Source organism: Dactylosporangium sucinum, from assembly GCF_014647515.1.
GTDB lineage: Bacteria > Actinomycetota > Actinomycetes > Mycobacteriales > Micromonosporaceae > Dactylosporangium > Dactylosporangium sucinum.
In genome coordinates this window covers 1-21,131 of record NZ_BMPI01000004.1, presented here as the reverse complement: position 1 = coordinate 21,131, position 21,131 = coordinate 1, and the positions used below count along the sequence as shown (strand labels likewise).

Annotated in this window: 20 protein-coding genes and 2 tRNA genes; 11 read left to right on the top strand and 11 right to left on the bottom strand. The window is 69.0% G+C overall.

The window, feature by feature from the left end; translation table 11 throughout:
- Window positions 1-21: 21 nt before the first annotated feature.
- From yidC to rpmH, 4 genes are read right to left on the bottom strand one after another with little or no spacing between them, the layout of a single operon-like run.
- Window positions 22-1,092 carry a membrane protein insertase YidC gene (gene yidC / locus IEZ31_RS04280; RefSeq protein ID WP_190248647.1) on the bottom strand — a complete coding sequence of 357 codons (1,071 nt, stop codon included), beginning with the start codon at window positions 1,090-1,092 and terminating at the stop codon, window positions 22-24.
- A gap of 11 nt (window positions 1,093-1,103) precedes the next feature.
- Window positions 1,104-1,394: a membrane protein insertion efficiency factor YidD gene (gene yidD, locus IEZ31_RS04275; RefSeq protein ID WP_190248399.1), complete on the bottom strand. Its 291-nt coding sequence runs from the start codon at window positions 1,392-1,394 to the stop codon at window positions 1,104-1,106.
- Entirely contained in the window at window positions 1,391-1,759 is a 369-nt protein-coding gene (gene rnpA, locus IEZ31_RS04270) for a ribonuclease P protein component (protein WP_190248398.1), read from the bottom strand. The genes yidD and rnpA overlap by 4 nt, the downstream gene beginning before the upstream one ends.
- Before the next feature lie 26 nt (window positions 1,760-1,785).
- Window positions 1,786-1,923 (bottom strand): 50S ribosomal protein L34, encoded by a 138-nt coding sequence (gene rpmH, locus IEZ31_RS04265; RefSeq protein ID WP_033360019.1) that lies wholly within the window; start codon window positions 1,921-1,923, stop codon window positions 1,786-1,788.
- 529 nt (window positions 1,924-2,452) lie between these two features.
- Between rpmH and dnaA the strand changes: the two genes are divergently transcribed.
- The 5 genes from dnaA to IEZ31_RS04240 all read left to right on the top strand — a co-directional run bounded on the left by dnaA (window position 2,453) and on the right by IEZ31_RS04240 (window position 9,576).
- The gene (dnaA, locus tag IEZ31_RS04260) at window positions 2,453-4,087 is read left to right on the top strand and encodes a chromosomal replication initiator protein DnaA (RefSeq protein WP_190248397.1); all 1,635 of its coding nucleotides are present in this window, start codon (window positions 2,453-2,455) and stop codon (window positions 4,085-4,087) included.
- A gap of 1,801 nt (window positions 4,088-5,888) precedes the next feature.
- Window positions 5,889-7,019: a DNA polymerase III subunit beta gene (gene dnaN / locus IEZ31_RS04255; protein WP_190248396.1), complete on the top strand. Its 1,131-nt coding sequence runs from the start codon at window positions 5,889-5,891 to the stop codon at window positions 7,017-7,019.
- Window positions 7,016-7,936: a phosphogluconate dehydrogenase (NAD(+)-dependent, decarboxylating) gene (gnd, locus tag IEZ31_RS04250; protein ID WP_268241649.1), complete on the top strand. Its 921-nt coding sequence runs from the start codon at window positions 7,016-7,018 to the stop codon at window positions 7,934-7,936. The genes dnaN and gnd overlap by 4 nt, the downstream gene beginning before the upstream one ends.
- 7 nt (window positions 7,937-7,943) lie before the next feature.
- Entirely contained in the window at window positions 7,944-9,056 is a 1,113-nt protein-coding gene (gene recF, locus IEZ31_RS04245; RefSeq protein WP_190248394.1) for a DNA replication/repair protein RecF, read from the top strand.
- On the top strand, window positions 9,049-9,576 hold the full coding sequence (locus tag IEZ31_RS04240) for a DciA family protein (RefSeq protein ID WP_229834187.1): 528 nt from the start codon (window positions 9,049-9,051) through the stop codon (window positions 9,574-9,576). The genes recF and IEZ31_RS04240 overlap by 8 nt, the downstream gene beginning before the upstream one ends.
- 8 nt (window positions 9,577-9,584) lie before the next feature.
- On the opposite strand, the gene IEZ31_RS04235 is transcribed toward IEZ31_RS04240, so the two are convergent.
- Window positions 9,585-10,142, bottom strand: a complete 558-nt coding sequence (locus IEZ31_RS04235) for a hypothetical protein (protein WP_190248392.1) — start codon at window positions 10,140-10,142, stop codon at window positions 9,585-9,587.
- Window positions 10,143-10,587: 445 nt separating this feature from the next.
- On the opposite strand from IEZ31_RS04235, the gene gyrB reads away from it, so the two are divergent.
- From gyrB to IEZ31_RS04210, 6 genes are all read left to right on the top strand, one after another.
- A complete protein-coding gene (gene gyrB, locus IEZ31_RS04230; RefSeq protein WP_190248391.1) occupies window positions 10,588-12,531 on the top strand; it encodes a DNA topoisomerase (ATP-hydrolyzing) subunit B in 1,944 nt (647 codons plus the stop codon).
- 32 nt (window positions 12,532-12,563) lie between these two features.
- On the top strand, window positions 12,564-15,077 hold the full coding sequence (gyrA, locus tag IEZ31_RS04225) for a DNA gyrase subunit A (protein ID WP_190248390.1): 2,514 nt from the start codon (window positions 12,564-12,566) through the stop codon (window positions 15,075-15,077).
- A gap of 3 nt (window positions 15,078-15,080) precedes the next feature.
- Window positions 15,081-15,899: a DUF3566 domain-containing protein gene (locus IEZ31_RS04220; protein ID WP_190248389.1), complete on the top strand. Its 819-nt coding sequence runs from the start codon at window positions 15,081-15,083 to the stop codon at window positions 15,897-15,899.
- An 88-nt stretch (window positions 15,900-15,987) separates the two neighbouring features.
- Window positions 15,988-16,061: transfer RNA gene (locus IEZ31_RS04215), tRNA-Ile, on the top strand.
- A gap of 489 nt (window positions 16,062-16,550) precedes the next feature.
- Entirely contained in the window at window positions 16,551-16,679 is a 129-nt protein-coding gene (locus IEZ31_RS56070) for a DLW-39 family protein (RefSeq protein WP_229834186.1), read from the top strand.
- 39 nt (window positions 16,680-16,718) lie between these two features.
- Window positions 16,719-16,791: transfer RNA gene (locus tag IEZ31_RS04210), tRNA-Ala, on the top strand.
- Between the two features lie 71 nt (window positions 16,792-16,862).
- On the opposite strand, the gene IEZ31_RS04205 is transcribed toward IEZ31_RS04210, so the two are convergent.
- From IEZ31_RS04205 to IEZ31_RS04180, 6 genes are read right to left on the bottom strand one after another with little or no spacing between them, the layout of a single operon-like run.
- Window positions 16,863-18,077, bottom strand: a complete 1,215-nt coding sequence (locus IEZ31_RS04205) for a tyrosine-type recombinase/integrase (protein ID WP_190248388.1) — start codon at window positions 18,075-18,077, stop codon at window positions 16,863-16,865.
- Between the two features lie 2 nt (window positions 18,078-18,079).
- Window positions 18,080-18,241 carry a helix-turn-helix transcriptional regulator gene (locus IEZ31_RS04200; protein WP_190248387.1) on the bottom strand — a complete coding sequence of 54 codons (162 nt, stop codon included), beginning with the start codon at window positions 18,239-18,241 and terminating at the stop codon, window positions 18,080-18,082.
- A gap of 17 nt (window positions 18,242-18,258) precedes the next feature.
- On the bottom strand, window positions 18,259-19,923 hold the full coding sequence (locus tag IEZ31_RS04195) for a replication initiator (RefSeq protein WP_373294502.1): 1,665 nt from the start codon (window positions 19,921-19,923) through the stop codon (window positions 18,259-18,261).
- 2 nt (window positions 19,924-19,925) lie between these two features.
- Window positions 19,926-20,300, bottom strand: coding sequence for a hypothetical protein (locus IEZ31_RS04190; protein WP_190248385.1), 375 nt, complete (start codon window positions 20,298-20,300; stop codon window positions 19,926-19,928).
- Complete coding sequence (locus IEZ31_RS04185; RefSeq protein ID WP_190248384.1) at window positions 20,297-20,824, bottom strand: DUF2637 domain-containing protein; 528 nt, start codon at window positions 20,822-20,824, stop codon at window positions 20,297-20,299. The genes IEZ31_RS04190 and IEZ31_RS04185 overlap by 4 nt, the downstream gene beginning before the upstream one ends.
- On the bottom strand, window positions 20,824-21,060 hold the full coding sequence (locus IEZ31_RS04180; protein ID WP_190248383.1) for a spread protein: 237 nt from the start codon (window positions 21,058-21,060) through the stop codon (window positions 20,824-20,826). Before IEZ31_RS04180 ends, IEZ31_RS04185 begins: the two co-directional genes overlap by 1 nt.
- Between the last annotated feature and the right edge of the window lie 71 nt (window positions 21,061-21,131).

Sequence of the window (21,131 nt, the reverse complement as noted above, 5' to 3'; positions counted from 1 at the left end):
GGTGGACCCGGCCGCGTCGCGTCAACCCGACTGCCGCTTCGCGGCGCCACCCTTCTTCGGGTTGATCGGCTTGGCGCCAGGCTTCGGCGCGCGAGACGGCCCGCTGGCCGCGGTGTCCGCCGCACCGGTCGCCTTCTTCGCGGGGCCGCCCTGGGCCTTGCCGTTGGCCCGCTGCTCGGCCTCGGACTTCGCCCGGCTGAACAGGGAGCCGAAGCCGGAGGGCTTGGCCTCGCTGGTGGTGCCACCACTGACGGCCTTCGCGCCCTTCGGCTGCTTGAACGGCGTCGTGTTGGTCGTGGCGCTGGCCGGCGGCGGGTACTTGTGCAGCACCCAATACTGCTGGCCGAGGGTGATGGCGTTGTTCGTGACCCAGTACAGGATGACACCGATCGGGAAGTACCAGCCGGAGGTCAGGGTGAAGAACGGGATGCCGTAGAGCATGAACTTCTGGATCATGCGCTGCTGCGGGTCGGTGTTCCACCCGGTCTTCTTGATCATCTGGCGCTGCGTCAGGTAGGTCGTAGTGATCATCAGCAGGACCAGGAGCGCGGAGACGACCTTGACCGTGGTCGAACTGGCGTCGATGCGGGTGAGCTCGGCGGTGTTGCTGCTGAACTTCGCCACGATCGGCGCGTCGAACAGCCGGGCGTCGACCGCGCTGAGGAACTGCGGGATGCTCCAGCCGTACAGCTCCATCTGGTGGTCGGACGTGCCCGGCCGCAGGTGGCGCAGCACGTGCAGGAGGCCGATGAAGACCGGGATCTGGAGGAACATCGGAAGGCAGCCCATGAGCGGGTTGACCTTCTCCTCCTGGTAGAGCTTCATGACCTCCTTCTGGAGGGTCTCCCGGTCGCCCTTGTGCTTCTCCTGCAGCTCCTTCATCTTCGGCTGGATCGCCTGCATCGCACGCTGCGACTTGATCTGCTTCACGAAGATCGGGAACAGCACGACCCGGACCGTGATCACCAGGAACACGATCGCGAGGACCCACTGCCAGTTGGTGCCGAGCACTCGGTCGTCGGGCACCACCTTGTCCCACACCGAGTGCCAGAACAGCATCACCTGCGAGATCAGCCAGTAGATCCCGCCCATCAGCTTGCTAATCACGACACTGCTCCAGTCACGTCAGACTCAGGCTCGGGGGTGGGCTCCGGGTGTGGCGTGGCTCCCCGGCGCGGTGGCACCGGGTCGAACCCACCTGGGTGGAACGGATGGCAGCGCAGCAGCCGCCAGATCGCGAGGGCGATTCCTTTGATCGCGCCGTGTGTGCCGACCGCCTCCAGGGCATAGGCACTGCACGACGGGTAGAACCGGCATCGCGCCGGCAGCGCCGGGCTTATCCAACGACGGTACGCGACGATGGGGGCGGCAACGACTCGGGCTCCGAGGTTCATCGACGGCCGCCTCGGTTGCGGGGGCGCTGGACCGCCGCGAGTGCCTGATCGAGATCGCTTTCGAGGATGTCGTACCGCTGGGAAGCCGCGTCCGGCAGCGCGCGCACGACGAGCACCGAGCCGGCCGGCAGGTCGGCGAGCCGGGGCCGCACGAGGTGTCGCAGGCGGCGCTTGACCACGTTGCGGACGACCGCGTTGCCGACGGCCTTGGACACGACGAAGCCGGCGCGGGGCGCCGGCTCTGTCCTTGCTTCTACAGACTGCATGTAGTGCACCACGAGGGCTCCGCGGCCGGCGCGGCGACCGTTGCGAATAGTGGCGGCGAAATCCTCACGCCGCCGCAGTCGCTGTCCGGCCGCCAGCACGCTGCCTCCCGGAGGGATCGCGTCGGTCAGGCCGACAGGCGGTCGCGCCCCTTGGCGCGGCGCGCCGACAGGATCGCACGGCCGGCACGGGTGCGCATGCGCAGCCGGAAACCGTGGGTCTTCGCGCGCCGGCGGTTGTTCGGCTGGAAGGTGCGCTTGCTCACGTCGGGGCTCCGTTGTTTGAGACTGGCGGGACGCGAGGCGCCCACGGGATGTCGATCTGTGCTTGGAGTTTACCAGGCTGCGGTTCTCCAACCGAAACAGGGTACGCGCGGGTGTACTCACCGTCAACGATCAACGACGCGACCGCGCGCCACGGCCCCCGGTGAACCCCGAAATCCACAGGATCATTGTGGACAACAGTTGAGTGCCTGTGGACAACGCTGTTAACGTGCCCGGTTGCCGGTAGAAACCGCGAAGACCGGCGACGGGGCACAACGGACTTATCGCCGCAAACAGGCGCGCTGCAGGGGGCAGATGACGCGTCTGACCTGTACTTCCTCGTTGTCTCGACCAGCCGACCGCCAAGTCGGCACGGGGCGAGAGGGAATCAGGACGATCCGTCCACGGCACATGACTCGTTGATACACAGGTTGTGGAAAACCTGTGGACAATGATGGCCGGGACGGCGGGAACCCGGCGCCCGGTCCACTCGCGGTGGGGGCCGCGAATGACGATGGGGGTGCGCGAACGGTGACTGACACCGACCTCGCAGCAGTGTGGCACGCGACGACGGACGAGCTCGCCGACGAGGTGGTCTCGGCGCAGCAGCGTGCCTACCTGCGTCTCACCCGGCTGCGGGCCATCGTCGAGGACACCGCGCTGCTCTCCGTGCCCGATGCGTTCGCGCGCGAGGTGATCGAGACCAAGCTCCGCCCGGTGATCACCGAGGCGCTCTCCCGGCTGCTCGGCCGCGCGATCCAGGTCGCGGTCACGGTGCGGCCGCCGGACGACAGCCCGCCGCTGACCGCACCGTCGGCCTCGCACTGGTCGAACGGCGCCGCGGGCCGCCGCGACCTGTTCGACGACCAGCCGCCGGCGCCGCGCGAACCGAGCGACGGGCTGTTCGACCTGCCCGCCGCTGCTGCGCCCTCCACTGCTTCCGCTCCTTCCGCCGGCGTGCCGGCCGACCGGCCGCAGCTCGCCGACCGGCACGAGCGGCACGGCTCCGCGTTCGAGGCCGCGCGCAACGAGCTGCTGTCGCCGCTGGACGACGAGCCGCCGCTGCCGCGCCCGCCGTCGCCGGGCACGGGCCGCGACGACCGCAGCCGGCCGAGCACGCCGGCCGGGGACAGCGCGGGGAATCGCCTGAACCCGAAGTACACCTTCGAAACCTTCGTCATCGGATCCTCGAACCGCTTCGCGCACGCCGCCTCGGTGGCCGTGGCCGAGTCGCCGGCGAAGGCGTACAACCCGCTATTCATCTACGGCGGCTCCGGGCTCGGCAAAACGCACCTGCTGCACGCCATCGGTCAGTACGCGACGATGCTCGGGAACGCCCGGTTCGTGCGCTACGTGTCGACCGAGGAGTTCACGAACGACTTCATCAACTCCCTGCGTGACGACAAGACCCAGGCCTTCCAGCGCCGGTACCGCGACGTCGACATCCTGCTGATCGACGACATTCAGTTCCTGGAGAGCCGGGAGCGTACGCAGGAAGAGTTCTTCCACACCTTCAACACGCTCCACAACGCCAACAAGCAGATCGTGATCAGCTCTGATCGATCTCCCCGGCAACTGGCGACGCTGGAGGACCGGCTGCGGACCCGCTTCGAGTGGGGTCTTCTGGCCGACATCCAGCCGCCGGACCTGGAGACGCGTATCGCGATCCTGCAGAAGAAGGCGGCGCAGGAGCGGCTGTTCGCCCCGCCGGACGTGCTGGAGTTCATCGCGTCGCGCATCGCGTCGTCGATCCGCGAGCTGGAGGGCGCGCTCATCCGGGTCACCGCGTTCGCCAACCTGACCCGCTCGCCGGTGGAGCTGAGCCTGGCGGAAGAGGTACTGCGGGACTTCATCCCCGACGGCTCGGGCCCGGAGATCACGGCCGACCAGATCATGGCATCGACGGCGGACTACTTCGGGGTGAGCCTGGAGGACCTTCGGGGCCACAGCCGCTCCCGGGTGCTGGTGAACGCCCGCCAGGTGGCGATGTACCTCTGCCGCGAGCTGACCGATCTCTCCCTGCCCCGCATCGGCCAGGCCTTCGGCGGCCGCGACCACACGACGGTCATGCACGCGGACCGCAAGATCCGCCAGCAGATGGCCGAGCGCCGGTCGCTCTACAACCAGATCGCCGAACTGACGAACCGCATCAAGCAGACGACCTGACCCGGCGCGGCCCCGTCGGCCGCGGGCTGGAGTGCGCCCTTGATCGTGGGAAGGATCTGGTTGCCCTGGCAGCCAGATGCTTCCCACGATCATGAGCTTGGCGCCTGGTTCTCCCCGACGGACCGATCCAGCGGCAGCCCTCGACCGGTCCGGCATCAGCGACCGGCTGGCTCGCGGCGACCCGAAGCCGGCCGCTCCGTGCATCCGGGTCCGGAGCCCGTCAACTCGTCGGTCGCGTTCACTCACGCGGGCAAGGCGGAGCTGGCCTCACGGGACGGCGCTGGACCGCGCGAGAACGCTGGACCCGCGCGAGGACGCCGCGGGGGGCGCTGGACTCGCGGGCGGGCGCCGCGGGGGCAGGGCCGGCCTCACGCGACGGCGTCGAGGGCGGCGCTGGCCTCACGGGAGGGCGTCGACGGGCGGCGCTGAACTCGCGCGACGGCGTCGAGGAGCCGGCCGGGCAACGTCACGGACGCATCCTGTGGCGCTTCCAACCGTGGGATCCGGAGGCGGCGAACGCCTCGGCGGGTGTGGACGGTTCGCGGGGCAAATCGGGCCTCGGACGGTTATCCACAGGGGGTAGGGCAACTTCTCCACAGAAAGTGGTTGTCCACCGCGTTTGATCACAGCCTGTGGACTGACCACACTGTCCACCGTTTCCACAGGGCACCTAGCTGCGATAATGGCCATGTGGCCTCAAGTTGTCCACAGGAATTCCCCAGGCCGATCCACAAGTTGTGCACATATACCCCCGCGGGGTTTGTCCACACTGTCCACAAGGAATCCACAGAAAACCTGTGGAAAACTCCGTTTGTGCCAACTTCTCGGGCCTCGCCGAGCTCCGGTCACCAAGTCGCTACGGGTTGCACACACAAGCGATCCACAGGCTGTGGATAACTTCTGGGGAAGAGGTGTGGACGCCTTGTGGACGTACGCGGATAGTAACGACCGCCGTCACGCAACGTAAGGTTCCGGTGAACCGAGTTATCCCCAGGCAGTGGATGAACCCTGGGGATTGCCGGTGGACAACCGGTGGACAACGGCTGTGGACAAGTAGTTATCCACAATCCACAACGTTGTACACAGGGGTTCGTACACACCTCATCCACCGGTCCGCAACGCGCTGACCAGGGAATATGAGGGTTTTCCACAGAATCCACACCACCGATGATTACGAAGGAAATTTCTTTAGAAGAGAAGAAAAAGCAATCATCGGTGGGTGGAAAACTTTGGGAGCCGGATTTGGCGGGGTCGGTGCACGACCGCCGTCCCGAGCGCCTAAGGTTCGATGAGCGGCCCGAGGACAGCCCACCAGCCACGCCCGTCCGCCGCGCATCACAGCTACCCATCGACTCCACCGACGACCATCGACACCGCAGGCCCTGACACCGCAGGACCCGAGACCGCAACGCCCGCAAGGCCTGACACCGCACGGCCCCGGCCCCAGGCACGACGGCCTGGCCACGTCGGCCGGCGCCACGCGACGCTGCACGGCCCAGGCGACGCCCGAGGCCCACCAGCTCCGTCGCCGGAGACCGTGCGGCACCGGCAAGCCCAGCACCACCGCACGACCAGACGCCACCGACCAGCCACGACACCATCCGGCGACGGCGACCCCGGCAACGACCCGGGGCACCAGCGCCGCGGCCGGTCGACCGGCGCCACCCAAAGCAGCGAGCACCACCAGGTACGAAGCACCAAGCGCACGCCGGCGTCCCACCGCCGACCGGCGCCGAAGTGCCATACAGCACCAAGCACCAATGCCTGAGACCCGAGACGAGTCGAACGCGGGAGGACCGCGATGAAGTTCCGAGTCGAGCGCGATGCGCTCGCCGATGCCGTCGCCTGGACGGCCAAGAGCCTGCCCAGCCGCCCCTCCGTCCCGGTGCTCGCCGGGGTCCTGCTGCGCGTCGCCGACGGCCGCCTGCAGGTGTCCGGCTTCGACTACGAGGTGTCGAGCCAGGTGACCGTCGAGGTCCAGGCCGACGCCGACGGCGCGACGCTCGTCTCCGGACGCCTGCTCGCCGAGATCACCAAGGCGCTGCCCGCGAAGCCGGTCGACCTGGCCGCAGTCGGCTCGCACGTCGAGATCACCTGCGGGAGCGCCCGGTTCACGCTGCCGACGATGCCCGTCGAGGACTACCCGACGTTGCCGGAAATGCCCGAGCTGGCCGGCACGGTCGAGGCGTCGGTGTTCGCCGGGGCGGTGTCGCAGGTGGCCATCGCCGCCGGGCGGGACGACACGCTGCCGATGCTGACGGGTGTGCGGATCGAGCTGGAGGGCAGCAAGCTGACCCTCCTGGCGACCGACCGGTATCGGCTGGCGGTGCGCGAGCTGGAGTGGCGCCCCGACGAGCCCGACGTCAGCCTGGCCGCGCTCGTGCCGGCCCGGACGCTGGACGACACCGCGAAGACGCTCGGCCCGCTCGGCGGCTCGGTGTCGGTCGCGCTGTCGCGGGGCAAGCTCGGCGAGGGGATGATCGGTTTCGCGGGCGGCGCCCGCCGGACCACCTCGCGGCTGCTCGACGGCGACTTCCCGAAGGTGCGGGCCCTGCTGCCCGACACCCACAACGCCCAGGCGCGGGTCGCCGTGTCGGCGCTCAACGAGGTCGTCCGCCGCGTCGGCCTGGTCGCCGAGAAGCAGACCCCGGTCCGCCTGTCGTTCAGCGCCGACGGTCTCGTCGTGGAGGCGAGCGGCAGCGAGGACGCCCGGGCGAGCGAGGCGATGGACTGCGCCTACGAGGGCGAGCCGATGACGATCGCCTTCAACCATCAGTACCTGCTCGACGGCCTCAAGGCGCTCGATGCGCCCATCGCCGTGCTGTCCTTCACGGACCCGAAGAAGCCTGCGGTCATGTCTCCGGCGAAGGATGATGGAGAAGTCATCCCGGGGTACTGGTACCTGATCATGCCGGTCCGCATCGGGAGCTGAGACAGCGAAGCAGCGCAGAGAGCCGAAATCGGAGGCACCACAACATGCAGCTCGGTCTCATCGGCCTGGGCAGGATGGGCTTCAACATGCGCGAGCGGCTGCGGGCCGCCGGGCACGAGGTCATCGGCTACGACCACCACCCCGACGTCACCGACGTCGCGTCGCTCAACGAGCTGGTCGAGAAGCTCGCCGCGCCGCGCGTGATCTGGATCATGGTCCCGGTGCAGTTCACCGAGCCCACCATCGACGAGCTCTCCGGCCTGCTCTCCGAGGGCGACATCGTGATCGACGGCGGCAACTCGCGGTTCAGCAACGATCCGCCCCGGGCCGAGCGGCTGGGCAAGAAGGGCATCGGATATCTCGACGCCGGCGTCTCCGGCGGCATCTGGGGGCGCACCAACGGCTATGCCCTGATGGTCGGCGGCGAGAAGAAGCACGTCGACCACTGCATGCCGATCTTCGATGGGCTCAAGCCGGCCGGCGAGTTCGGGTTCGCGCACGCGGGTGGGCCGGGCGCCGGCCACTACGCGAAGATGGTGCACAACGGCATTGAGTACGGCATGATGCACGCCTTCGCCGAGGGCTACGAGCTGCTCGAGACGTCGGAGTACGTCGAGAACATCCCCGAGGTCATCAAGTCGTGGCGGGCCGGGTCGGTGGTCCAGTCCTGGCTGCTCGACCTGCTCGACCGGGCCCTCGAAGAGGACCCGAAGCTCGACCGCCTCAAGGGGTATGCCGACGACACGGGCGAGGGTCGCTGGACGGTCGAGGAGGCCATCCGCCTCGCGGTGCCGATGAACGTGATCGCCGCGTCGCTGTTCGCGCGGTTCGCGTCGCGGCAGGAGGACTCGCCGGCGATGAAGGCGGTGGCCGCGCTGCGCCAGCAGTTCGGCGGCCACGCCGTGAAGAAGGACTGAGGAAGGCTTGTACGTCCGGGCACTCGAGCTCGTCGACTTCCGCAGTTATCAGCGGGTGGTCGTCGAGCTCGACCCCGGGCCGTGCGTCCTCGTGGGACCCAACGGGGTGGGCAAGACCAACCTCGTCGAGGCGTTGGGGTACATCGCCACCCTCGAATCCCACCGGGTCGCGACCGACGCGCCGCTGGTCCGGTTCGGCGCGGCCCGCGCCGTGGTGCGCTGCGCCGTCCTGCACGACGAGCGCGAGCTGCTGATCGAACTCTCGATCGAGCCGGGCAAGGCGAACAAGGCGCGGCTCGGCCGCTCGCCGGTGACCCGCACGCGCGACATCCTGGGCGCGCTGAAGTTGGTGCTGTTCGCGCCCGAGGACCTGTCGCTGGTCCGCGGCGATCCGTCGGAGCGGCGGCGGTACCTCGACGAACTCCTGCAGCAGCGACAACCCCGCTTCGCCGGTGTGCGCGCCGACTACGACCGGGTGCTGAAGCAGCGCAACGCGTTGTTACGCAGCGCGTATCTCGCCCGCAAGACCGGCGGCAGCCGCGGCGGCGACCTGTCGACGCTCGACGTCTGGGACACGCACCTCGCGCGGCACGGCGCGCAGCTGGTCCGCGCGCGGCTCGACCTGGTCGCGGGGCTCGCGCCGCACGTCGCCAAGGCGTACGCGGCGGTGAGCGCCAGCCGGTCCGACGCGCGGATCGCCTACAGCCCGTCGATCGAGTTGCGCGACGATGTCGAGCAGGCGCTGCTGGAGAAGCTGGCCGAGGTGCGCAAGCAGGAGATCGAGCGGGGTGTCACCCTCGCCGGTCCGCACCGCGACGACCTGACCCTGACGCTGGGTGAACTGCCGGCCAAGGGGTACGCGAGCCACGGGGAGAGCTGGTCGTACGCGCTGGCGCTGCGGCTGGCCGCCTACGATCTGCTGCGTGACGACGGGGTCGAGCCGGTGCTCGTCCTCGACGACGTGTTCGCCGAGCTCGACGTCGGCCGCCGGGAGCGGCTGGCCGACCTGGTCGGCGGGGCGAGCCAGGTGATCGTCACCTGCGCCGTCGACGACGACGTGCCGCGCTCGCTGCGCGGGGCGCGGTACGAGGTGGGTGGAGGCGAGGTGCGGCGTGTCTGAGGAACCCAGGCAGGAACCCAAGCAGGAGCCCAGGCAGGGTCCCGAGCTGGCCCGCGCGGCGGTGGAGGCGGCGCTGGCCAAGCACCGCGCCAAGCCGCGCCGCAAGCAGGTTACCGAGCAGCAGGTCCGCCGGCGCGGCGGCTACACCGGTCCGGGTCCGGACCCGCGCGACCCCCAGCCGTTCGGCGACGTGCTGCAGCGGCTGGTCAAGCAGCGCGGCTGGCAGCGCCCGACCGCGGAGGCGAAGGTCTTCGGCGAGTGGGCGCAGGTCGTCGGCGAGGACGTGGCCGCGCACTGCCGCCCGCTCAAGCTGGAGCAGGGCGAGCTGACCGTCGAGGCCGAGTCGACGGCGTGGGCGACGCAGTTGCGGATGCTGGCCGGCAAGCTGCTCGCGCGCATCGCGGGCGAGGTCGGCCACAACGTGGTGACGAAGCTGCACATCCAGGGGCCGACGACGCCGTCGTGGAGCCGCGGGCCGCGCCGCATCCGCGGCCGGGGCCCGCGGGACACCTACGGATAGCGATACGGTCAGAAATCCGCGTAGACGGCGAAGCCGCGGATCGCGCAGCGGCGGTAGAACTTGGCGAGCACGTCGAGCTCGGCGATGGAGTAGCTCCACTGCGGAGCGTTGCCCGCGTCGTCACGCAGCGCGTCCAGCCGGCTCTGCAGCCAGCGCAGCTGCTGCTCGGCCAGGCGGGACCCCTCCAGGGCCTTGCGCAGCACGGTGCTCACCGTCTCGAAGGTGATCTCCTCGCCGTACTGCTGGTGGCCGTTGACGAACCGCTCCAGCCCGCCGGCGATCCAGGCGCAGTCGTCGGGGCTGATCACCGGGTCTTCGTCCTCGGCGGCCGCGTCCGTGGCGTACAGCACACCGTTGAGCCCGAAGAGGAGGTCGACGAGCTCGGTGTACCCCGTCACGCGCACGGTGCCCGTCTTCGCCACGTGATCGGCCAGCGCCGCGGCCGGGCCCGCGTGCAGCGGCAGCTTCTCCGCGAGGTCCGCGAAGTCGACGAACTCCGCCGGCGCCACCGGGTCGTAGAACCGGCCGGTGCGCGGCCACTGCACGGCGACGTTGTCAAGCCCCATCGCGCCACCCTCACTTTCCCTGACCCGCACGCCCCGCCCCGCGGCGGGGAACATACGGCACGAACGGGCCGTTGCGCGACCCCCGGAAGTTCCAAACCCAAAACCCGGCTCTTGTACCTGCTGTGCCGCCCGCCACCACGCACGAAGACCCCTCCCGCGTAGGGGGACCTTTGGACCGTACTGTTCGGGCCGCTACGAGGACTACAGGCACCGTCCCGGCGCGAAATTGTCGCACGGGCACAGTAGGATTGGAGCGGCTCAGGAAGCCAGCCGATCAGTTCCCGCGTGTGCGTCACAGCGGTGGTCGGCCCGCCGGAGGTCGGGGTGCTCAGTGTACGAGTGCCGACTCTCGGCGTGCCTTCGACCGTCCGGCGTGCACGCACGACTCCGCACGCGACCCGGGACGCGACCCGCGTGGCCGGCCAGTGCGAGAAAGCGACCGAGGGTGGCAGCAAACAAGCCCGATCAGTCCTACGACTCCTCCTCGATCACCGTCCTCGAAGGTCTTGAGGCGGTCCGCAAGCGCCCGGGCATGTATATCGGCTCGACCGGCGAGCGGGGCCTGCACCACCTGGTGTGGGAGGTCGTGGACAACGCCGTTGACGAGGCCCTCGCCGGCTACTGCGACACAATCGAGGTCACGCTGCTGGCGGACGGCGGCGTGCGGGTCGTGGACAACGGCCGCGGCATCCCCGTGGACATCCACCCCAAGGAGAAGCGGCCCGCCGTCGAGGTCGTGCTGACCGTGCTGCACGCCGGCGGCAAGTTCGACGGGAAGGCCTACGCGGTCTCCGGCGGCCTGCACGGCGTCGGCATCTCGGTCGTCAACGCGCTGTCCACGCGCATCGACCTGGAGATCCACCAGGCCGGGTTCGTCTGGCGCCAGACCTACCGCAACTCCAAGCCCGACCCCCTGCAGAAGGGCGAGCCGACCGACCGCACCGGCACCAGCGTCACGTTCTGGCCCGACCCGACGATCTTCGAGACGACCACCTACGTCTACGAGACGATCTACCGCCGGATCCAGGAGTACGCCTTCCTCAACCGGGGCCTCACGATCGCGCTGCGCGACGAGCGTCCCGACGTGCCGGAGGAGAAGAAGGAGGTCGTCTTCTGCTACAAGGGCGGCATCGCCGATTTCGTCCGGCACCTCAACGCGACCAAGACCCCGATCCACCGCTCGGTCGTCGAGTTCGGCTCGGAGGGCGAGGGCATCGCCGTCGAGATCGCCATGCAGTGGAACGAGTCGTATGGCGAGAGCGTCTACACGTTCGCCAACACGATCAACACGCATGAGGGCGGCACGCACGAGGAGGGCTTCCGCTCCGCGCTGACGAGCGTCGTGAACAAGTACGGTGCCGACAAGAAGCTGCTGAAGGGTGACGAGAAGCTCACCGGCGAGGACATCCGCGAGGGTCTTGCCGCGATCATCTCGGTGAAGCTGGCCAACCCCCAGTTCGAGGGCCAGACCAAGACCAAGCTGGGCAACACCGAGGCGCGCAGCTTCGTGCAGAAGGTCTGCAACGAGTGGCTGGTCGACTGGTTCGACCGCAACCCGGCCGAGGTGAAGACCATCATCACCAAGGCCTCGCAGGCCGCCCGGGCGCGGATCGCCGCCTCGCAGGCCCGCAAGCTGGCGCGGCGCAAGTCGCTGCTGGAATCCGGCTCGATGCCGGGCAAGCTGGCCGACTGCCAGTCGAACGACCCGCGCCTGTGCGAGCTGTTCATCGTCGAGGGCGACTCCGCCGGCGGCTCGGCCAAGCAGGGCCGCGACCCCCGCGTGCAGGCGATCCTGCCGATCCGCGGCAAGATCCTCAACGTCGAGAAGGCGCGCATCGACCGCGTGCTGAAGAACAACGAGGTCCAGGCGCTCATCACCGCGCTCGGCACCGGCATCCACGACGAGTTCGACATCGAGAAGCTGCGCTACCACAAGCTGATCCTGATGGCGGACGCCGACGTCGACGGCCAGCACATCCAGACCCTGCTGCTCACGCTGGTCTTCCGCTTCATGCGGCCGCTGATCGAGCTCGGGCACGTCTACCTGGCCGCGCCTCCGCTGTACAAGATCAAGTGGAACAAGAAGGGCGACGACGCGCAGTACGCGTACACCGACCGCGAGCGCGACGGCCTGATCGAGCTGCGCCAGCAGTCGAAGCCCAACGCGAAGCCGGACGACATCCAGCGGTTCAAGGGTCTCGGCGAGATGAACTACCCGGAGCTGTGGGAAACCACCATGAACCCGGCAACCCGGATGCTTCGTCAGGTGACCTTGGACGACGCTGCAACCGCGGACGAGCTTTTCAGCGTCCTCATGGGCGAAGACGTGGAGGCGCGCCGCTCGTTCATCCAGCGGAACGCCAAGGACGTTCGGTTCCTCGACATCTGACCTGCGGACACTGAGATAAGGGATATAGAAGCGTGACGGAACCGAACCCCACTCCAGACGAGACGCCCGTGGAGGGTGGCTCCGGGGTCGCCAGCCGGATCGAGCCGGTCGGCATCGAAGTGGAGATGCAGCGCTCGTACCTCGACTACGCGATGAGCGTGATCGTGGGCCGCGCGCTCCCCGACGTGCGCGACGGTCTGAAGCCGGTGCACCGCAAGATCCTCTACGCGATGTTCGACGGCGGCTACCGGCCCGACCGCGGCTACGTGAAGTGCGCCCGCGTCGTCGGCGACGTGATGGGCAACTACCACCCGCACGGCGACGCCTCCATCTACGACGCGCTCGTCCGCATGGCGCAGAACTGGTCGCTGCGCTACCCACTGATCGACGGCAACGGCAACTTCGGCTCGCCCGGCAACGACCCGGCGGCCGCGATGCGGTACACCGAGGCGCGCCTCGACCCGCTGGCGATGGAGATGCTGCGGGACATCGACGAGGACACCGTCGACTTCGTCCCCAACTACGACGGCCGGGCCCAGGAGCCCACGATCCTGCCGTCGCGCATCCCCAACCTGCTGGTCAACGGCAGCACGGGCATCGCGGTCGGCATGGCGACCAACATCCCGCCGCACAACCTGCGGGAGATCGCCGCCGCCGTCCAGTGGTGCCTGGAGAACCCGGAGGCGGACGAGGCCGAGACGCTCGACGAGCTGATCAAGATTGTCAAGGGCCCCGACTTCCCCACCAAGGGCCTCATCGTCGGCACCGCCGGCATCGTCGACGCCTACCGCACCGGCCGCGGCTCGATCCGCATGCGCGCCGTCGTCGAGGTCGAGGAGGACCCCCGCGGGCGGACCATCCTCGTCGTCACCGAGCTGCCCTACGCGGTCAACCCGGACAACCTGGCCGAGCGCATCGCCGACCTGGTGAAGGAGGGCAAGCTCGCCGGCATCGCCGACATCCGCGAGGAGTCCTCCGGCCGCACCGGCATGCGCCTGGTGATCGTGCTCAAGCGCGACGCGGTCGCCAAGGTCGTGCTGAACAACCTGTACAAGCACACCCAGCTGCAGGAGACGTTCGGCGCCAACATGCTGGCGCTGGTCGACGGCGTGCCGCGCACGCTCAACCTGGCCCAGTTCGTGCGGCACTACGTGACGCACCAGATCGAGGTCATCGTCCGGCGCACGCGGTATCGGCTGCGCAAGGCCGAGGAGCGCGCACACATCCTGCGCGGTCTGGTCAAGGCCCTCGACATGCTCGACGAGGTCATCGCGCTCATCCGGCGCTCGCCCAGCGCCGAGGAGTCGAAGACCGGCCTGATGAACCTCCTGGAGATCGACGACATCCAGGCCACCGCGATCCTCGACATGCAACTGCGGCGCCTCGCCGCCCTGGAGCGCCAGCGCATCTTCGACGAGCTGGCGAAGATCGAGATCGAGATCGCGGACTACAAGGACATCCTGGAAAAGCCCTTCCGGCAGCGGCAGATCATCTCCGAGGAGCTCGCCGAGATCGTCGCCCGCCGGGGCGACGACCGGCGCACCCAGATCATCCCCTTCGACGGTGAGGTCTCCATGGAGGACCTCATCGCCCGCGAGGACGTTGTGGTGACGATCACTCGCACCGGCTACGCCAAGCGCACGAAGGTCGATCTCTACCGTTCGCAGAAGCGGGGCGGGAAGGGTGTCTCGGGTGCGACACTGAGGCAGGACGACATCGTCAGCCACTTCTTCGTGTGCTCAACGCACGATTGGATGCTGTTCTTCACGAATAAAGGGCGCGTCTACCGGGCAAAGGCGTACGAGCTGCCCGAGGCAAGCCGGGTGGCCAAGGGGCAGCACGTCGCCAACCTGCTGGCCTTCCAGCCGGATGAGCACATCGCGCAGGTGATCGAGATTCCGAATTATCAGGTGGCGCCGTATCTGGTGCTCGCGACCAAGGACGGCCTGGTCAAGAAGACCAAGCTGGAGGAGTTCGACTCCAACCGGTCGGGGGGCATCATCGGGATCAACCTGCGAGAGGATGACGAGCTGGTAGGCGCGGCCCTGCTCGGCCCGGAGGACGACCTCCTCCTGGTCAGCAAGCAGGCGCAGGCCATCCGGTTCACGGCCAACGACGACACGTTGCGTCCCATGGGGCGGGCGACGTCCGGTGTGATCGGTATGCGGTTCACCGATGGCGACGAGTTGCTTGCCATGGAAGTGGTGCGTGAAGGGATGGATCTGGACGTGCTGGTCGCCACCGACGGTGGTTTTGCCAAGCGCACGCCCATCGAGGAATATCCGGTACAAGGTCGCGGCGGCAAGGGTGTGCTCACCGCTAAAATCACGTCGCGTCGCGGGGGCCTCGTGGGCGCGGTGGTGATCAGTCCGGACGATGAGCTGTTCGCCATTACATCCAACGGTGGCGTGATCCGGACTCCCGTGAAGCCTGTACGGCGCACACGGGACCGGAACACAATGGGGGTCAAGCTCATGGACCTGCCGGAGGGTGTGACCATCGTCGCGATCGCCCGTAACGCCGATGAGCCCGACGAACAGGACTAGTTGATGACAGACACACAGGCGAAGTCGGGGACCGCCTCGGCAGCAACCGACGAGGCCGGAGAGGCCGGAGAGGCTGCCATGACGGGATCTGACTCGGGGGCGCCTGCCGCCGGCGGGGAGGCTGGCGCGGTCAACGGGAACGGCGTGGTTGGCGAGACCACGTCCGGCGGCACGCCGAAGTTCACCCGTGCGCCGGGCATGGCCCCGCCACCCGATTCGCTGACCGTGCCGATCCAGTCGCCCGCATCGGTTGTCGGATCGGCCGGCGTGAAGCCGGTCAGCGGCTCGGCGACGGGCACAGCAAGCGTCTCGGCGATCGCGCGGGCTGCCGTCCGCACGCCCGCCGCGGCGACTCAGGCAATCAACGCACCCGCGGCGCCGGCGTCCGGCTCCGCGCGCGTCACCGAGGCCGTCCGGGCCGCTCGCAAGACGGTCAGCTCGGCCGTCGGCCGCGGCCCGCGCCGCGCCCGGCTGCACCTCAAGCGCATCGACCCGTGGTCTGTGATGAAGTTCGCGTTCGCGGTGTCGTTCGTGCTCTTCGTGGTCGTCATCGTGGCGACCTCGGTGCTCTACCTCGCCCTGGACGCCATGGACGTGTTCAACAGCGTCAACAACATGCTGAAGGACATCGTGAGCTCCACCGGCGGCGAGTCCAACAGCACCTTCCGCATCACCGCGAAGGGCGTCATCGGCGGCGCCGCCCTCCTGGGCGTCGTCAACGTCGTGCTCTTCACGGCCCTCGCGACTCTCGGCTCGTTCATCTACAACGTGTGCGCCGACCTGGTCGGCGGCATCGAGCTGACCCTCGCCGAGAAGGATTGACCTGCGGTTCCGGTTCCCCTCGGCGCGCCGGGGGGAACCGGTTTGAGGCTTCCGGGCCGGGTGCGGTAGCCTTGCTCGTCCGCACAACGGGGCTATAGCTCAGTCGGTTAGAGCGCAGAGCTGATAACTCTGAGGTCGCTGGTTCGATTCCAGCTAGCCCCACGGGCCGTTAGGCGCCCCCTGCTCAGCGCAGGGGGCGCTTCGCCGTTACGGCCCCTCATTTTCCGCGCGGGCTTCGCCCGCTCCCCAGTGGGGGGCTCCGCCCACCCACACCCCCCGATCTTCTGGCGGCTGCGCCGCCTCCATGCGGTCGGGGATTTTCTGGCGGCTTCGCCGCTTCCGTGCGGTCAGGAGCTTTCGGCTGCGTCGCTTCCTTGGGGTCGGGGTTCTTCTGGGCGCGTGTGCTCTTTGGGCTTGGGTTGGTTTTGGGGTGGTGCTTTCTGGGGGTTTGTTCTCTTCCTTTTTCTTTTCTTCGTCTGTCGGGTGTGTGACTGGCGTCGCCTTTGGTTGGTGTAGCATCGCTGCGGCGGCACAGGGGGCTTGCGGTTTTCACCCGCTGTGTTGTTGCGGGATAGGCGCAGGGTTGGTGCGCCCCGCCCCGGACGTGTGGTTCTTCTCCGGGGTGGCTGGTTCGAGTCCAGCTAGGCCCACATGTGGAAAAAGGTGCTGCTGGTCGTCGCCGTTGTCGGAGCCGCCGCCTACGTTGCCAAGCGCGTCCGCGCGGCCAACGAGGACCGTGCCCTGTGGCACGAGGCGACGACCGCCCCCGACCTGCGGTAGTCTGCGGACTGGCGCGACAGTGCGCCATCCCCGGCTCGCGGGGGCGTAGCTCAACTGGCAGAGCACCGCCTTTGCAAGGCGGGGGTTAGGGGTTCGAGTCCCCTCGCTTCCACTACAGCAGGCGTCTCACCTGCGGCTTTCGCCTAGCCAAGATCGCCCGGACCAAATCGGGACCAAACCCGGTCACCGCCGGTCCGCCGCGCTCCGCAACGCCGCCCCGATGACACCACGCTGCCGGACCCGCTTTGGCCACCAGTGCACGTACGTCTCCAGCGTCATCGTGAGCGTCTTGTGCCGAAGCGCCCGCTGTACCTCCTGCGGCTCCACGTGCTGCGAGATGAGCGTCGTGGCGAAGAAGTGCCGTAGGGCGTGGAACCCGGCATGCTCGATGTCCGGCCAGCCGGCCGCCGCCCGCCACTTGCCCCACTCCCGCGACCAGATCCGATCCGTGATCGGGTTCCCGTGGCGCGTCGTGAACAGCAGCCGCACCATCCGATGCTTCGGCTCGCCCGATGTGATGTCGAGCAGTTCGAGCTCCACCGGCGGGAACTCGGCGATGTGCGACCGGACCTGCTCAGCGACGACCGCGTCCAGGTCGACGGTTCCCGACGAGCCCGACTTCGGCCCGCTCAGGTAGAACCCGCCGTGGGTCCGTGGCGAGTAGCGCAGTTGCTGAACGACGTGCAGCTCTTCCTCCGCGAAGTCGAAGCACCGCTCGCCCTCCTCCACCCCGATCGCCTCCGCCGGCCGCAGCCCCGCGCCGGCCCCGAGCCACACCGCCGCCAGCCACCGCGCCGGGACGACGTCGAACAGTCGCAGGACCTGGTCCTCAGTCGGAATCCACTTCGGTGCCCGCGACACCCCGTTGAGGACCTTCGACAGCCGCACGCCGGAGCATGGGTTGTCCGGCATGACCTTGTCCGCCACCGCGGCCGCGCAGATCGCGTCGAGCAGCTCGAAGTACAACTTGATCGAGGACTTCGCCTTGCCCTCGTCCAGTTGCCGAGCCAGCCACTCCAGCACCTCGGTCAGCGTGATCGACCGCATCGGCGAGTTGCCGAACACCGGCACGAGGTGAACCCGGACGTTGGACTCCACCCGCTCGCGGGTCTCCACCGCCCACCCGGTCTCCCGCGACAACCGCCACCGCGTCGAGTAGTCCCGGAACCCGACGTTCCGCGCCAGGCCGTCCACCTGCGTCTCAGGCGCCAGCCGAGCCCGCGCCTGCACGTCGAAAGCCTCGGCGTCCGACTTCTTCGCGAAGACCTTCGCCCGGGGCTCACCCGCTGCATCCTCGTAGCGGCAGCGCCACCGCATACCCCGGCCGTGCTTCGACGACTTCAGACGCTCGCCGTTCGGGCCGGGCTTACTCAGGTACCACAGATCATCGACCGGCATGGTCAGGCCGCCTTCTCATCCCGGAACCACGCCTGCACGTCCGCCGGGTCGTACCGCAGGTGCCGCCCGACCTTCCTTGCCTTCGGTCCCTTCCGCTTGGACCGCCACTGGTAGAGCGTGCCCTTGGGCACTCGCAGCAGCGCGGCCACTTCGTCGATCGACATCAGCCTGCCCTCCACCCTCAGCCCTTCACCCTGTCCTCTCCGGCCTCGTGAGTCGTGCTCGCCTCGTACTGCGCCGCCCGGTCCTTGGCGGCGTTGAGCGCGTTGCGCCACTGGATGCGCTGGGCGAGCGCCCGCAGCAGGCGGTGCCGCATGGGCGGCATGTCGGGGTCATTCGGCCGGGCCAGCTCCCACGCGACCGGCGCCGGCCCCTCGTCGACCGTCGCCGCCTGGTCGTCGCTGCCGAGGAGGGCGCGGACCCAGGCGCGGGCGTCGTAGCGGTGATCGGCGAGGGTCTTGCCGGACCAGTCGCGGGAGACGAGGATGCGTCGGCCGCCGATGCCGAGGGTGGAGCGTTGGTGGACGCGGCCCTTGCAGTTGCCCGGGCGCATCTTGCCGTGTGCCTTCTTGGGCTGGATGCCGTAGAGCAGCCAGTTCGCGCACCGTTCCGAGCACGGCGTGACCCGCAGTTGCCGCCAGAACCGTTCGAGGTGGTCGCGCTGCCGATCGGTCGTGATCGCGTGGCAGTCGGCGGATGACTTGGTGATGTACTTGGTGATGTAGCCGATCGTGCGTTCGGCATCCTTGTCGCCGGCGTTGACGCCCTCGGCGCGGATCTGGCTGCCGAACCGGATCACGTGCGCCGGCTCGTCGTCGATCGCGTCGAGCGCTTCGTCCCAGGTGGGTAGCGGCGCGCCGGTCTCGGCGTCGCACCAGGTTTCGGCGTCGGAGTCCCACAGCGGCGCCCGGCCGGGCTCGCCGACCTTCGGCCACCAGACCTGGTGGTAGGTGGCCGCCGCGACCTCGCGGAGCACGGTGCGGGGGATGGTGCCGCGGATCGCGAAGTGCGCGTGCGGCGCCAATCGGCGTTGTGGCTCGACGCAGCCGGCGTACTGGACGTTCCAGCCGACGCAGCGTCGCAGGTTTTGCCAGAAGCGGTCGAGCAGCCGCGGGAAGGTGATCGCGTCCCACGCGGCGTGGCGGTAGTCGTAGGTCGACGGGTCGACCGGGGAGCCGTCGGGTCGTACAGGGCCGTAGGAGTCGAGGGTGACGGTCAGCCACATCGACGGCCGGTACTCGGTGCCGTCCGGCGCCGTGTACACACGGCCAACCGTGCGCGGCTGAACCTTCTGCCGGGGCAGGGCCGGGGCGTCCTGGCGCCGCTTCGTGGACCGCTGCCGCTTCGGCTCTGCCGGTTTGTCGTGGGAAGGGGCGACCGTGCCCCGCAAACCTTCCGCTGCGATCGCCTCCTCGACTTCGCGGATGGCGTCGTCGACCTCGCCGACCTGATCCCACTTCGACTCGCGGACGGCCTGGTCGCGGTAGTACTCGAGATGTGCCCGCAGGCTGATCAGCGCCCGGTGTTCCTCGGTGGCCGACCGGGGAGCCGGTGCGGGTTCGTCTGCGCGGTGCCAGCCCTCCCGGATCTGGGTCTTGCGCAGCCGCCGGGCACGCTGCGCGCAGGGCTGGCACTTGTCCTCGCGGGTGGCGCCGCACGGCACGTCGATGATCTCGGTCTGCCCGGTCGTCATGTCCGTACGGCGCAGCCCTACCGGCCGGAGACAGACGCCGTACTCGGACGCCATGTCCTTGACCACGTCGGCGGCGAGGGGCAGCAGTCTGCGGGCGGCTCGGGAGCCCGGCCGAGGCTGGTCGGCCAGGCCCGGGAGGGGTTCAGCGGTGATGGTCAACGGTGGCCGCACCCCCGGCAGTGGTCACCGTTGCTCCGGGCCGTCGCGGCGATCGCGGCCAGGACGACGGCCGAGACGGCGGCGGCAATCCACAGGTGCGTGATCACCCAGTGGACGAGCAGCGCGCCGAGCGCGGTGGTCATGAGTCCGGCGAGGGTCCACAGCGCGAGCCGCAGCCAGCGACGACGGACGGCGCGGCGGGACGGCGGTTCCAGGACGGTGATCGAGATGGAGTAGCGGTCATCGTCGCGGCGGGCCGGGGTGCTCCAGCGAACGAGGTGGCCGCGGGCGTACTCCGAGCGCAGCATCGCGGACAAGTCGGCCGCCGAACCGATGAGGTGACGTTCGACGGGTTGCAGGTAGGTGGTCATCGCACGACTCCGGAGGGGATGGCGCCGTTGATGGCGCGCGGAAGCTCGGTGAGGGGGACGGCTGCCAAGGCAGGCGCAGACTGCGCGGGCTCAGCAGCCGGCGGCCCGGCTAGTGCGGGCTCGCGGTGCTTGCCGGAGGCGAGCAGCGCCGCAGCGGCCATGATCATGAGTCCGTCGACGGCCGCCGGCCCGGCGATCGCGGTCAGACGGTCTTCGCCGTAGTGCGTGATCAGTCCGGACAGGTGCCGGTACGACACCACCGCGGCCACGAGCGCGACCGGCAGCAGCCCACCGAACCGGGCCAGCTTCCACCAGCCGCCCGCCGGCCACGCGGTACGAGCCAGGATCTCGACCGCGATGAACAGCGCCACCGGCCAGAACGTCGCGCTGACCACGGCGCCGAACTCCGGGCTCCAGCCCGCCGGGGCACCGGCCGGCGGGACGTAGCAGTGCGCGATGTTCGCGGCGAGCGACGCGACGCCACCGACAGCGGTGCCGATGTACGCCCAGATCCGTCCGTTCATCAGCGGCCCTTCGGGGTGATCGGCACGCGGATCCACTCGGGCGGTGTGCCGGTGGAGGCGACTGCTTCGGAGAGGCAGCGCCACAGCGCCCACGCTTCGGCCGGAGTGAGGTACATGCGCCGCCGGCCCGCGCCGACCGCGAGGTACAGGTCCTCACCGTCGGTGACCCGTACGGTGACCGCCGAGGTGCCGTGTTCGACGTCCGGTGCGCGGAGGCGGTAGAAGCGCCGGCTCATTGGTTCACCATGGTTTCGCTCGTTCCGGTTAGGGTTCGGGCGCACCGGTGTCCGTCGGGCCATCGCCCTGC